The following is a 12,481-nucleotide window of genomic DNA, read 5'->3' on the forward strand; positions in this document are numbered from 1 at the left end:
AGCCTGCCAGGGACTACCCGATTCCCAGCCAGATCCCATAGCATTGTTTTTCGAAAATCAGCATCCATCTGAATCGCCCCTAGTTTCGTAGACGTTCCAAGCCTCATAGAGCGGCCGAGTTCCTGACTTATGTGAAGGTGGACGGAATAGCCACCCAATGGCGACTCAATTACGCTTGCTCCAGACCACGATGCACTTGGCCTCGGGTTTAATAGCCCCCACAAAACCTCTTGCAGCGAGGGTATCGATCAGTCGGCGATCTACATCATGAGCCGGCAGGTTCACGCGCCGTTTGTTGAGTAACGCCTGATACTCCTCGCCCACGAGCGGCAATACTCCAGCCGTTTCTGGCCAACTGCAGCCCATCGAGAGAGCATGGATCAGCATGTTGATCCTTTGCTCTCTAGAGAGCGCCCCGTCCAGAAGCAACTTCAGCAGCGTCGGGAGGTAGGCCTCTGGGAATCGCAATCCATCTCGGGTCGCGCGATCACACGCTCTAGCCAATGCTTCAACGGCACCGTCGCACGTTTCATAGGCGTCGCAAGGAATGCCCGACCATATCTTGATACTCTCAGCAGTCGAGCACACCTGTGCGTTGGTCAGTTCAAGGGCCAACGACACCGGCAACGCCGACATGTCCATATGTTCACGGGCGACACCCCACCGGCGGATGAGGTAAGTCCCTAGATAAGAGAAAGCGTGATCGGCGATGAAGGCCCGAACTTCCTCCCTGTACTCGACCATGTCACCATTGGCGAATATCGCCCACCGATTGCGTGGCGCCGCGGTGTCCATGACAACGCGTGGGCTCAACACCACCTTCGAGAAAAGCGTTCGTAGGGTTGCATTCTCGACTTGCGGCGTGCGAACGAGGAAAGTTTGCAAGCCAGCGTTGCGGCTGGCGTCCTGCCACAACTCTTCAGCCAAGTCTTGAGTGTTGTGCTTGAGAAACTCCGCGAAATTATCCAGCGCCGACTCGCCCAAATCGACGAAATCTTCGGATTCTTTATCTGCTACCAGGGCGCGATTGAAGTACGTCCAAGCTGCACTGCCCACAGGCCGAACACGTCCCGCCATCATGATTTGCGCCCATAACGAGGTAGGTACCGTGTCAAGGTCAGTCAAACTGCAGGTTGTCTGCTCGAGCAATACCTGCAGTGTGTAGGCTTCAAACTTGCAAAGTCCGAACAAGGCCACGAGCGATTCCGGTGTCTCTTCGAGCGATCCTTCCTGGCTCACGAGCTGCGCCACGAAACTGTCCGGGTCTCCCTCGATCAGGCTGTCCAGGCCAGTGATTTCCAGCTTGCTAAGCCGATGGTACGTTACCCTAACGCTCTGATTTTTCGGATCCAGTATCTGGCAGAGCAATTGCAGCATTCTGAGATTAAGTGCCAAACAACCCCACTCCACCATTTGCCGCAAATCTCCAGACGAGGCACTCGCATCAAGCTTGGAGAATTGCGCTGGCAACTCCCTGACCCACCTCCATCCGTTTTGACTACTCGCAAGCTTCGCCGCAAGAATCGAAGTATCACGCAGCTCATTGATAGCCTTCCTCAACCGGCCTGACTTATCGTCGAGGGTCTGCATCTCCTTAGGCGTCAGCGAATCCAGAAGAGCAATGAGGAACTGCTGCCGCAGGGTGGATGTTTTGAATCGATCATGGCTGAGCAGTAACGAAATGAGATCGCGGTCTGCGCCATACATTGCTCTCATAAGCACAGAACCGTACGTCCCAGGAACAATCGGTGCTACCGCCTCGGCGAAACGCTCCTTGTAATCATGACCGTTTCGGAGGATCAAGCGAAGTTTGTCCCTTCTGGCAACCACCTCATCCTTACGCGACTGCAAAAGCTCATGAATAAGATCGACCATAATGCCGCGCCCGCCATCTACCGAATCCAGATCCAACTTCCTGATCACAAGCTCCGGATTATGTATTGGAGTGGTCACGTCGTACTCCTCCCCCCTGACAAGCCCCATGATGAGGTTCTTATCCGATTGAGTGAGTGATCCCTCGTAGAAATATCCGAGGTAATCGACGTAATCCGTGTCGAAGAAACCGCGGTGAACGAGGAACGTTATGAGCTCTAGCCCTTTTAGGCGTTTGGCAAGCTCTGCGCCGTACCCAAGTGAAACGATCTGCCGAAAACCTGCCGTTTTGAGGCGTAGCACTTTGCTTCGATTCGTTTCAAGTTGCTCATCCAACTCATCGAGCGAGGTCTGAAAGCGTTGCAGGCGCTCATCGTAACGTGCCTCTTGCAAAGCCTTTTTAGACAGGACAGCTTGGCCGTTATCTTGCCAGTTTGAAATCACAGTTGGTTGCACGCTTCGACATGCTACTACCTGGGCGAATACAGGATCCGATACAAAGTCCAGTAGCGTGACCGCAGACCCGCCATCTAGCCGCACGTGGTTTGCAGTGGGTTTGTTCCCAAGTTTCAAAATCTCAAACCAGACGGACAAACGTAGATGCTCCACGCTATCGGCCACCTCGTCTTCACGTGCTGCCCGCTGATCCTCTAGCGCTTGAGCTGCCGTTTCGAGTAAGTCGGTTTCGGCTTTTACCCACTTCGCGTATCCATCAATGACGCTATAGATCGTGCCACGCCGCTTGACCAAGTCCGCATAGGCATTGGGGTGCAGATTTCGGATCGCAACCATCGCAAACAGCTTGTTTGGATCCAGCTCCAGACCGTCCTTAGCCAGTACGTTCGCGTAGACGTCATACTCGTTGACGATGTTCTTGATCAGCCTCATTTCGTCGATGTAGTAGCACACCGTCTCGATGAGTTTGAGATTCAAGCCATCATCGAGCGGTTTGCCGGCCACCTGGCGGGCCTTCATGAGCTCGACCAGCTTTTCCCTGGAGTTCTCGGAGTTGATCACAGGGATGATGGGGATAATGAGGTCGAAGAATTTTGTCTTGTCCGTGACCGTGAACAGCTCATCACGGATGGCGTAGACGAAATGGACAGAACGCTTGACCTGGGGTGATCGCTGGATGATGAAGTTGATCTCTCGCAGCCTGAAAAAGATGTCCTGGATGTCGAAGCGATCCAGGTCTTCAATGACCACCACGTTGATATCACTGCGCTCGAAGCAGTAGATGATTTCATCGACGTTCTTATGAAGCACCGAGCCATGGTGAGTCGCTTCAAGCTTGCCTCCCTTGAGGGTCAGCCCATCGATGGTAAACAGGGACATGAACCTCAACCCGGCGTACAACAGATAGATTGCACCAATCGCCACTCCAGCCAGCGCTGCAGACTCGGGAAGAACCATTAAGCCCTTGATCAGCCATTCAAGCGACACGGTTTTTATCATCGCAAGCTTGGGTACATAGAGCCTCAAGGCGCAGACGGCAAGCAAAGTGAACCCCAGGGTGCGCATGCTAATACTGAAGTTTGAGGCCTGGGCTATCCGTTTCAGTCGAGTCTTGGGCACTTTCGCTGCGGGCACCGCGTAGAGCAGTTGCTGGACGATGGTCTCTTCAATGCGATTGACCAGATCGACATCCCCAGGTGAGTGCTCGCCCCCGGTAACAGCCGGGGCCTCAGGTGCGGAGTCAGGGTCGGGAGGTTGGCCACTAGGCTGAGGAGTCAAACCCAAGATGGGTTTGCTGAAGGTCGCGAGGGACACATAGGTGTGGTTGAACTGTGGATGGTTGCTGAAGAATGTCTTCAGCACGCTGCTCTTACCCGCGCCATAGCTACCTGTGAGCGCGATGTTCAGAACATCGGAGTTTTCCAGGGCATGTAGCAACTCGCGCTCATACCGGGCCGATCGGCCGTCCGTGACAATGACGGGGGTCAACGGCTCAAAGAAAGGATCAACGTTGCCTCTCTGATGCCGTGTGGACAGCACCCTCCACGCAGCTCCCCCTCCAACCACAAGCGCTTCCCACGCCAAGCCTAGACGATTTTTGATAGCTCCCAGCATCTACCCAGATCTCATGCAATGGCCTTCCGTGTCCCGCCGAGCAGGCGAATGGCCGCTAATAATATGCAGCGGTGGCGCTGCAACAAAATCCAATAGCGGCTATATGACATATTCGGTCACGAAACACCACGCAAGCGCACCCCGTGCCGCCGTCGAACATACCTCCACCATCACTGGATGGACGGATAACGGTCGGGGCGACGAGACTAATGACGGGGGAAAGCTAGGTCTATGAACACTAATCGATGAACAGTCGCGCTGATTTAGAGACCATTGAGTCAGCAATCTCGAGCCCTTGATCGACTTATGAACATCTGACATCGCCCACTTGTTAAATGAAGTGTTATGCCTTATAGGTTCATGAGCTACGTAAGTCACTGATTCGACGAATTCGTTTGTGACGTCTACTCTCTCAACGGGCCATGTCCATAATGCCGTTTCTCTTCAGGTCAACGACTACCGCTGAGCGCTTGATGAAACTCGCGTTGATCAACTCTTCCACATCCAGATTCAAAGCACAGTTGACTAGCGCCTCTTCGCGCCTCCTACGAGAAGCGCGTCGGTAATCTCAGTTCAGCGCACAGTCCGCCGCCTTCGCGATTTCTCAAGGTCAGGGTGCCGCCGAGGGCTTGTGCCAGTTGCTGGGCGATAGCCAGGCCCAGGCCCGTGCCGCCGGTGCTGCGGTTGCGCGAATTTTCCACGCGGTAAAATGGCTCAATCACACGGGCCAGCTCCTCTTCGGCAATGCCGGGACCACGATCCATCACGGTCACCGAGAGGCTGTCGCCCTCCTTCGGCTCCACCCGCAGTTGCGCTGCACCGGCGAATTTGAGCGCGTTATCCGTGAGGTTTACTAGCACTCGGCGCAGCGCGTGGGGCCGCGTGTGAATCACTGCGTTGCTTTTGCCGCTGAGCTGCACGTCCTTGCCCATGTCCTGGTAGTCGAACACGAGGCTGTCGAGGAATGAATCAAGATCGGTACGGCGGCTTTCCTCGGTGGCGCCATGCACGCTGCGGGCATAGGCAACGCCTTCACGCACCAGATGCTCCATCTCGCCGAGGTCATTCCACAATTTGTCTTTGTCGCCGCAGTCGTCCATCAATTCGGCACGCAGCTTCATGCGCGTGATCGGGGTTTGCAGGTCGTGGGAAATCGCCGCCAGCAGTTGCATGCGTTCTTTCAGATAGGCCGCAATGCGCGCCTGCATGGCATTGAAGGCGATGGCAGCGTGTGCGACTTCGGTCGGGCCTTGTTCATCCAGATGCACCGGGTGAGTATTAGGATCGAGGTTCTCCACGGCCTGGGCCAGGCGGGTCAGCGGGCGTATGGCAATGCGCACAGCCAGCCACGCGCATAGAATCATCAAGGCCAACTGGCCCAGCAAAACCACCGGCAGCCACGGCGACAATGGCACCATCGAGGGGCGCACGTCGATGGTCACCGGGCTGCCGTCGGCCAGTTTCAGATGGACCTGGAAATGTTTGATAGGCCCGGGAATGTCTGTCACGGTCATCGGGTAATCCTTGCCGATGGCCTCCTTGATCGAGGTCACTGCAATCGGCGTGTCACGCAGAGCGACGCCTGGCGAGCCTTCGTCGAGCAAATAGCGGTAATTGCGTCGATCCAGTTGTTTCAACCAACTCATGCGTTCCTCGGCGGGCAAGCGGTCAAGGATGGCAATGGACGTCGATACATCGGTTTCCAGGTTACCGAGCATGGTGTTTTTCGCGGTTTCGTAACGCTCGTAATACTGCACGCCGAAGGACAAGGCCTGCGCCAGGGTCAGCCCCACCAGAAAGATCAGCGACAGCCGCGAGATGAGGGTACGAGGCCAATGCAGCGAAGGCTTCATGCCGGTGCTCCAAGCACTTCCACGGGCAGCGAGAAGACATACCCTTCGCTGCGTACGGTTTTGATGTAAGCCGGCTCGCGGGCATCGTCAAGCAGGCGTTGGCGCAGGCGGCTGACCAGCAGATCAATGGAACGGTCGAACAGGTCAGCGTCACGGCCCTGGGTCAGGTTGAGCAACTGGTCGCGATTGAGTACCCGTTGCGGATGGTCGAGGAACACCCGCAGCAGGCGATATTCAGCGCCGCTGAGGGCGACCATGGTGCCGTCTTCATCAAGCAGGTGGCGGGCGGAGGTGTCCAGGCGCCAGCGCCCGAACCCCAGCCACCGTCCGGTTTCGGTAACGACCAGGTTGGGCGGCAGCATGCGCGTACGGCGCAGCACAGCATTGATGCGTGCCAGCAATTCACGGGCGGCGAACGGCTTGACCAGGTAATCGTCGGCGCCCATTTCCAAACCGATGATGCGGTCGGTTTCGTCGTTGCGGGCGGTCAGCATCAGCACCGGCGTGGCCTTGTGTTTGCCGGCGCGAATGTCGCGGCAGAGCACCAGGCCATCGTCGCCGGGCATCATGATGTCCAGCACGATCAGGTCCACCGGCGTGGCCTCGAGAAACGAGCGCATCTGGCGGCCATCGGCAACCAGGGTCGTGCGCAGGCCGTTCTTCTTCAGGTAGTTGCCTACCATCTCTCGAATCTCACGGTCATCGTCCACGATGAGGATGTGATCAACGTGTTCCATGGGCCAAGCCTCTGTCATTGGAAATTGCGGCTCAGTCTATAGAGGCTGAGCCCGTTCGCCCGCGGCGGTTTGTATTGCAGTGTATCTGCTGTGGCGAAGGATACATGCAGAGGCAAAAACAACAATTTCCTAGGTTTTGTATGGCTGTGTATCGGGACGGGGTCCTGATACGAACCGATTTATCCGCGCCTGTTTTTGACACAGGCGAGATACCTCGCGGGCTTCTAATGAGCCACATCGAGGCCAACCCAAGCGCCTCGGCTCAACTGAACGACCCAACCCTTGAAGCCTTGAGGAAACGACCATGAACACCAATACCCTCTATGCCACTTGCCTGTTTGCCGCCCTGAATATCTGCACCTTCTCGGCCCGCGCCGAAGCCGACGTCACGCCGCAAACCTACACCTACGGCACGCATCTGGACATCCAGAAAGTCGTGGCATTGACAGAGGATGCCGGGGCGGCCTGCGGCATTGTCGATGCCCAACTGACCTACCTGAATTCGCAGGGCAAGACCGAGATCCTGAACTACCGAAAATTTGCCGAGTGCCACAGCGATAACTGAGCCCGGCCCACATTTCATCAGGAGACCCTTATGTTCCTCATCGCATTCCTGGGCGGCTTATTGACCGTCCTCAGCCCTTGTATCCTGCCGGTCGTGCCGTTTCTGTTCGCCGGTATCGACCGCACACGCTCCTCGATCCTGCTTACCCTTGGTGGCATGGTCCTGACCTTCGCGCTGGTTTCCAGCCTGGCCGTGGTCAGCAGTGAATGGGTGATTCAGGCCAACAACACCGGGCGTCATGTGGCACTGGTGGTGATGGCGCTGTTTGCCTTGTCGCTGATCTCGGTGCGAATCAGTGGCTGGCTGGCCAGCCCGTTCGTGTTACTGGGCAATCGCCTTGCCCCCCAGACGCGCAAAATGTCCGGGCCGCTGGGTTCGCTGATGATCGGCGTCGCCACCGGCCTGCTCTGGGCGCCGTGCGCCGGGCCTATCCTCGGTGTGATCCTGACCGGCGCCATGCTGCAAGGCGCCAATGCGCAAACCAGCCTGCTGCTGGTGGCCTACGGCCTGGGCAGTGCACTGTCGTTGGGTACGCTGATTTTCGCCGGACGCGGTTTAGTCAATCGCCTGAAGGCCTCGATTCCGGTCACGGGTTGGCTGCGGCGTGTCACCGGTTTTGCGGTTCTGGCCGCAGCGCTGATGATTTCTACCGGTGCCGACAAGACGCTGTTGGCCGGGGCGTCGTCCGAAGGCGTCAGCGTGCTGGAAAAAGGCGTGCTGCAAAGCGTCCCCAAAGTCGTCGAGTACCTGGTAAGCAAGGCCAAGGCTGAACCCACCCTCGACAACGCCCAAGGCCCGATGCCGTCGCTGTCCGGCGCGGTGGAATGGCTCAATTCGCCCGCACTGACCAGTGAATCGCTCAGAGGCAAAGTGGTGCTCGTCGATTTCTGGACTTACGACTGCATCAATTGCCAGCACACCCTGCCGTACGTGAAGGACTGGGCGCAGAAGTACGAGAAGGATGGCTTGGTGGTAATCGGCGTCCACACCCCGGAATACGGTTTTGAACGCATCACCAGCAATGTCAGGGATGAGGTGAAAAAGCTCGGCATCACTTACCCGGTCGCCATCGATAACAACTACGCGATCTGGCGCAACTTCGATAACCAGTACTGGCCCGCGCACTACCTGATCGACGCCAAAGGGCAAGTGCGTTTCACCCACTTCGGAGAAGGTCGCTATGAGACGCAGGAAAAGATGATTCAGCAACTGCTGCAGGAGGCGAAAGCTCCAGCCGCGTAACCCTTGAAAACCCATGGCCCACAGGCAACGTGCTGTGGGCCATTAGCTTTTTCTCCTGCGGCCTGGGTTGCGCGACCACCCTCTCCCGCCAACCCCAGGCTAATCCGACACGATGCTTTTGGCCTCAAGAAATGCTTGCAGCCCAAAGACTCCAAACTCCCGGCCGACACCGGACTGCTTTACCCCGCCGAACGGCGCCAGCAGCTCTGGCGAAATTCTGTTGATCAACACCGAGCCGGCCTGCAGCTGGGCCGCCAGGCGCTGGGCACGTTCCGGTTGCCGGGTAAACACATAAGCCTGCAAACCGTAGAGACTGGCATTGGCAATAGCGATCGCCTGTTCTTGCGAGTCATACGCAATGATCGAGAGCACCGGGCCGAAAATCTCCTCTTGCGCGATGTCCATGTCACTGCTGACGTCGGCAAAGACCGTAGGCCTGACGAAATAGCCCCTGTTCAAGCCGGTCGGCCTGCCCTCCCCGCCGATAATCAACGTCGCGCCTTGCGCCTGCCCGCGGCGGATGAAAGCTTGTACGCGGTCGAATTGGGCGCGATTGACCAGCGGCCCGAGAGCCGTGGCCGGATCCTGCGGATCGCCGACGACCATCGCTTCAACCAGGCTTTTCACGCGCTTGATAATGTCCTCGGCGTGCGTGCGTGGCACCAGCAGGCGTGTGCCAGCGACACATGCCTGACCGTTGTTCATGAACGCAGCATTCAGAGCCAGGGGAATGGCGATGTCGAGATCGGCGTCATCCAGGATGATAGAGGCCGACTTCCCCGTGAGCGACAGGCTCACTCGCTTCATGGTCTCGATTCCGGCACGTGCAATGATCTTTCCGGTGGCGGTGGACCCGGTGAATGAAATTTTCGCGATGAGTGGGCTGGCGCTGATTTCGTCACCCACATCACTGCCGCGTCCCAACAGAATATTGAAAACCCCGTTGGGCAACTCTGCGCGATGCATCGCTTGGGCGAGCACGGTGGTTTGCAACGGGCTCAACTCGCTCGGTTTGATGACCGAGGCACAACCCGCCGCGATGGCCGATGCCAGTTTGCTGCATATCGTCCCGGCGGTGCTGTTCCAGGGGGCAAACAGCGCCGCGACTCCGACCGGCTCCATCACCACGGTAGCGTCACCGACCGAACGACTCAGGTCGAAGTGTTTCAACACCTGCGCCGCATTGGCAAATGACTGCGAAGCGTAGCGACTGACCCATTGCGCACGGGCAAACGGCGCACCGTACTCTTCGATGGCGGTATCGCGAATTTCATTCGTGCTCGCCAGCACGGCAGCCTGCAACTGCTCGAGCATGTCGATACGCTCGGCCTTGGAAGTGCGGCCCATCGCGACTTGAGCATGCGAAGCCGCCGCGACCGCGCGCCTGGCATCTTCACGATCAGCCAGAGTGAGCGTACCGATGACCGCCTCGGTAGCCGGATTGATGCATTGCACCGTTTCATTGCCCTGAACGGGAACGAATGCTCCGTCAATGTAACTGTGATTGATCTTCCACATCGTGGCGTACCTGATTGATTGCGGTTGCCTGCGATAAGCACAACGCCCGGTATGCCCAGGCGTTGGCCCCGTCGAATCCCCCTCTCCCGAGTCTCAGCGTTGCACAACTTCAAAACGAAACCCGCCGGGCGACGTGCAAAACTCGCCTCGGCGTAGAGCGCTGAAAACGCCGCTTCGCCCTTGGCGTGTCATTTCGCCGTGGCGGCTTTTTCGATGAGGCGGGCAACCGGTTCCGGGTTCGAAACCATCACCACATGTGAAGCGCCCTTGACCACTTCCACGGCTTTGGCAGCGGCGCGCTTGGCCATGAATGCCATGGCTTGCGGGGGAATGTTCTTGTCCTTGTCGCCGTAGATGTACCAGGACGGTATATGCTTCCAGGCAGGGCTGCCGGACGCTTCGTTGAGCGCCGCTTCCGTTACCGGGCGTTGGGTGGCGGCCATCAATGCCGCCTCTTTCGCGGGGACGTCAGCGGCGAACTGGTTGTGAAATTTGTCCTGCTGGATGTACAAGTCCTTGCCCCCATCGGCCAGCGGTACAGGCGCAGCCAGCGTTGGGCCCAGAGTACTGCCCGGGAATTTGCCGGCCAGCCCGGCGACGGTTTCCCCGGCCTCAGGTGCAAACGCACTGACGTAAACCAGGGCTTTGACGTTTGCATGATCGTTGGCCGCATCACTGATAACGTTGCCGCCATAGGAGTGGCCGACCAACACCACCGGCGAATGAATGCTCGTCAGCAATGCCGAGATTGCTGAACCATCGCTCTTTACACCGCGCAATGGGTTGGCAGCGGCAACCACCGGGTAACCGTCCTTCTCGAGAATCTTCACGACGCCATTCCAACTCGACGCATCGGCAAAGGCGCCATGTACGAGCACAATCGTGGGTTTTTCAGTTTGCGACCAGGCGTGTGTCGCCATGCTCAGGCTGACGGCGACGGCCAGTGCGGTTAATACTTTTTTCATTGTTGACTCCGGGTTTGACGGGAAATCAGGGAGCGAAGCGCGTGAAGACAAAATCGTGATTACGCACTCGCGCCTGGTGACAGGCGAAGCAGGTTTGGTGTTGGGCTTCATCGGCCGGTTTACCGTTGATAAACCGCCCGAATCCCCAACCACCGGTTGCTGCATATTTTTTCGAGTCCTTGACCATCACCTGCACGGTCGTGGCCGGCCCCGGGATGGACGCCGGCTCGAATTCCGGGGACTGCACATGTTTCCAGGCCAGCTTTACCAGCACCGTGCCATCAGGGAATGGCAGCGTTGAATCCTGATAAGCCTTGATGGCCAAGTCATTGCCCAGCACGGCTCGCAGTTCGTTCAAGGGGGCCGCTTCCTGCGCCGGCGCAATCAGCGGCCATAGGCGGTAGTTTTCAGGCAGTTTCACGCCATAGATCGGCGAGGCGTCGCCCTTACTGGCGTCGCCCGCGGCAACACCGGTAGCCGTCAACGCTGCGATTGCAATGGCAGCCGACATCGCGGCCAGAAATTTCAGCTTCATTCTCGCCATCCTCTCAGCCGGTTTTCAAAGATGATCGGCGTCGATCACCGCCTGGGAGAAGGCTTTCGGCGCTTCCTGCGGCAAGTTGTGGCCTACACCACCGGTGATCAATCGGTACTCATACTTGCCAGTGAAGCGCTTGGCGTACGCTTCGGCAGGTGGGTGCGGTGCGCCGTTCGCATCACCTTCCAGGGTGATGGTGGGCACGCTGATGGATGGAAATGCCGCGAGTTTCTTCTCCAGCGCGGCGTATCTGGCCTCGCCCTTGACCAACCCCAGGCGCCAGCGATAGTTGAAAATCGACACGGCCACGTGATCAGGGTTTTGCAAGGATGCCGCGCTGCGCTCATAAGTGGCGTCGTCGAAATTCCACTGTGGCGACGCCAGCTTCCAGATGAGCTTGGCGAAGTCATGGGTGTTTTTCTCGTAGCCCAGGCGCCCGCGCTCGGTCGCGAAATAGAACTGGTACCACCACTGCAGTTCGGCGGCTGGCGGCAATGGCGCCTTGCCCGCCTCTTGGCTGCCTATCAAATAACCGCTCACAGCGACCAGGGCTTTCACTCTTTCCGGCCACAGTGCGGCAACGATATCCGCAGTGCGGGCGCCCCAGTCAAACCCACCCAGCACCGCGGTCTTGATCTTCAGCGCGTCCATGAAGTCGATCAGGTCGGTCGCCAGCGCAGCAGGTTGACCATTGCGAATGGTCTTGGCCGAGAGAAAATGCGTATCGCCATAACCACGCGCAGAAGGGATCAACACTCGATATCCCTTGTCCGCCAAAGCAGGAGCGACATCAGCGTATGCGTTGATATCGTAGGGCCAGCCGTGCAACAAAATGACCACAGGACCATCGGCTGGGCCGAGTTCCGCGTAAGAAACGTTCAGCAGCCCCGCTTTCACATGCTTAAGTGCGCCGAGAGAGGTGTGAGCTCCCGGGGTGATAGCCCCAACGGTGGACGCGGGTACATCAGCCGCGCTGGCTTGGGAAAAACCGACAGCCACCGCCGCGAATTGCAGCACCGCTGCTGCCAACAGCGATGGGGCAAGACCCCGCAGGCGGCTGGATTTATTTTGATTGTTCAGCAAGGTCATCTCCATGGTATTTCTCCGTAGCGAGCCGCCGA

The 12,481-nt window shown here is 57.8% G+C and carries 9 protein-coding genes and 1 pseudogene; 2 read left to right on the forward strand and 8 right to left on the reverse strand.

What is annotated here, in order from left to right; all coding sequences use genetic code 11:
* Positions 1 to 165: 165 nt before the first annotated feature.
* The 3 genes from AC07S6_RS03785 to AC07S6_RS03795 form a co-directional block, all read right to left on the reverse strand.
* A complete protein-coding gene (locus tag AC07S6_RS03785) occupies positions 166 to 3,942 on the reverse strand; it encodes a YobI family P-loop NTPase (protein WP_495111739.1) in 3,777 nt (1,258 codons plus the stop codon).
* A gap of 545 nt (positions 3,943 to 4,487) precedes the next feature.
* The gene (locus AC07S6_RS03790; protein WP_495111740.1) at positions 4,488 to 5,795 is read right to left on the reverse strand and encodes a sensor histidine kinase; all 1,308 of its coding nucleotides are present in this window, start codon (positions 5,793 to 5,795) and stop codon (positions 4,488 to 4,490) included.
* On the reverse strand, positions 5,792 to 6,532 hold the full coding sequence (locus AC07S6_RS03795) for a response regulator (protein ID WP_495111741.1): 741 nt from the start codon (positions 6,530 to 6,532) through the stop codon (positions 5,792 to 5,794). Before AC07S6_RS03795 ends, AC07S6_RS03790 begins: the two co-directional genes overlap by 4 nt.
* A gap of 304 nt (positions 6,533 to 6,836) precedes the next feature.
* Between AC07S6_RS03795 and AC07S6_RS03800 the strand changes: the two genes are divergently transcribed.
* Both AC07S6_RS03800 and AC07S6_RS03805 read left to right on the forward strand, forming a co-directional pair.
* A complete protein-coding gene (locus tag AC07S6_RS03800; protein WP_116667504.1) occupies positions 6,837 to 7,097 on the forward strand; it encodes a DUF2790 domain-containing protein in 261 nt (86 codons plus the stop codon).
* A 30-nt stretch (positions 7,098 to 7,127) separates the two neighbouring features.
* Entirely contained in the window at positions 7,128 to 8,339 is a 1,212-nt protein-coding gene (locus AC07S6_RS03805; RefSeq protein ID WP_495111742.1) for a cytochrome c biogenesis protein DipZ, read from the forward strand.
* A gap of 99 nt (positions 8,340 to 8,438) precedes the next feature.
* Here AC07S6_RS03805 and AC07S6_RS03810 read toward each other — a convergent pair whose 3' ends face one another.
* From AC07S6_RS03810 to AC07S6_RS03830, 5 genes and pseudogenes are all read right to left on the reverse strand, one after another.
* Complete coding sequence (locus AC07S6_RS03810; protein WP_495111743.1) at positions 8,439 to 9,857, reverse strand: aldehyde dehydrogenase family protein; 1,419 nt, start codon at positions 9,855 to 9,857, stop codon at positions 8,439 to 8,441.
* A 98-nt stretch (positions 9,858 to 9,955) separates the two neighbouring features.
* A pseudogene (locus AC07S6_RS03815) lies at positions 9,956 to 10,033 on the reverse strand (creatininase family protein); the annotation flags it as partial.
* A 12-nt stretch (positions 10,034 to 10,045) separates the two neighbouring features.
* Positions 10,046 to 10,822 (reverse strand): alpha/beta fold hydrolase, encoded by a 777-nt coding sequence (locus AC07S6_RS03820; protein WP_054918943.1) that lies wholly within the window; start codon positions 10,820 to 10,822, stop codon positions 10,046 to 10,048.
* A 25-nt stretch (positions 10,823 to 10,847) separates the two neighbouring features.
* A complete protein-coding gene (locus AC07S6_RS03825) occupies positions 10,848 to 11,357 on the reverse strand; it encodes a cytochrome P460 family protein (RefSeq protein WP_495111744.1) in 510 nt (169 codons plus the stop codon).
* A gap of 24 nt (positions 11,358 to 11,381) precedes the next feature.
* A complete protein-coding gene (locus tag AC07S6_RS03830; protein WP_495111745.1) occupies positions 11,382 to 12,455 on the reverse strand; it encodes an alpha/beta fold hydrolase in 1,074 nt (357 codons plus the stop codon).
* Positions 12,456 to 12,481: the final 26 nt, after the last annotated feature.

The sequence above is a fragment of the Pseudomonas sp. GW821-FHT07B01 genome (assembly GCF_059419065.1).

Excerpts from the sequence above, each read along its gene's own strand:
- AC07S6_RS03785 (WP_495111739.1), bottom strand. The coding sequence starts at position 3,942 with ATGCTGGGAGCTATCAAAAATCGTCTAGGCTTGGCGTGGGAAGCGCTT.
- AC07S6_RS03790 (WP_495111740.1), bottom strand. The coding sequence starts at position 5,795 with ATGAAGCCTTCGCTGCATTGGCCTCGTACCCTCATCTCGCGGCTGTCG.
- AC07S6_RS03795 (WP_495111741.1), bottom strand. The coding sequence starts at position 6,532 with ATGGAACACGTTGATCACATCCTCATCGTGGACGATGACCGTGAGATT.
- AC07S6_RS03800 (WP_116667504.1), top strand. The coding sequence starts at position 6,837 with ATGAACACCAATACCCTCTATGCCACTTGCCTGTTTGCCGCCCTGAAT.
- AC07S6_RS03805 (WP_495111742.1), top strand. The coding sequence starts at position 7,128 with ATGTTCCTCATCGCATTCCTGGGCGGCTTATTGACCGTCCTCAGCCCT.
- AC07S6_RS03810 (WP_495111743.1), bottom strand. The coding sequence starts at position 9,857 with ATGTGGAAGATCAATCACAGTTACATTGACGGAGCATTCGTTCCCGTT.
- AC07S6_RS03820 (WP_054918943.1), bottom strand. The coding sequence starts at position 10,822 with ATGAAAAAAGTATTAACCGCACTGGCCGTCGCCGTCAGCCTGAGCATG.
- AC07S6_RS03825 (WP_495111744.1), bottom strand. The coding sequence starts at position 11,357 with ATGAAGCTGAAATTTCTGGCCGCGATGTCGGCTGCCATTGCAATCGCA.
- AC07S6_RS03830 (WP_495111745.1), bottom strand. The coding sequence starts at position 12,455 with ATGGAGATGACCTTGCTGAACAATCAAAATAAATCCAGCCGCCTGCGG.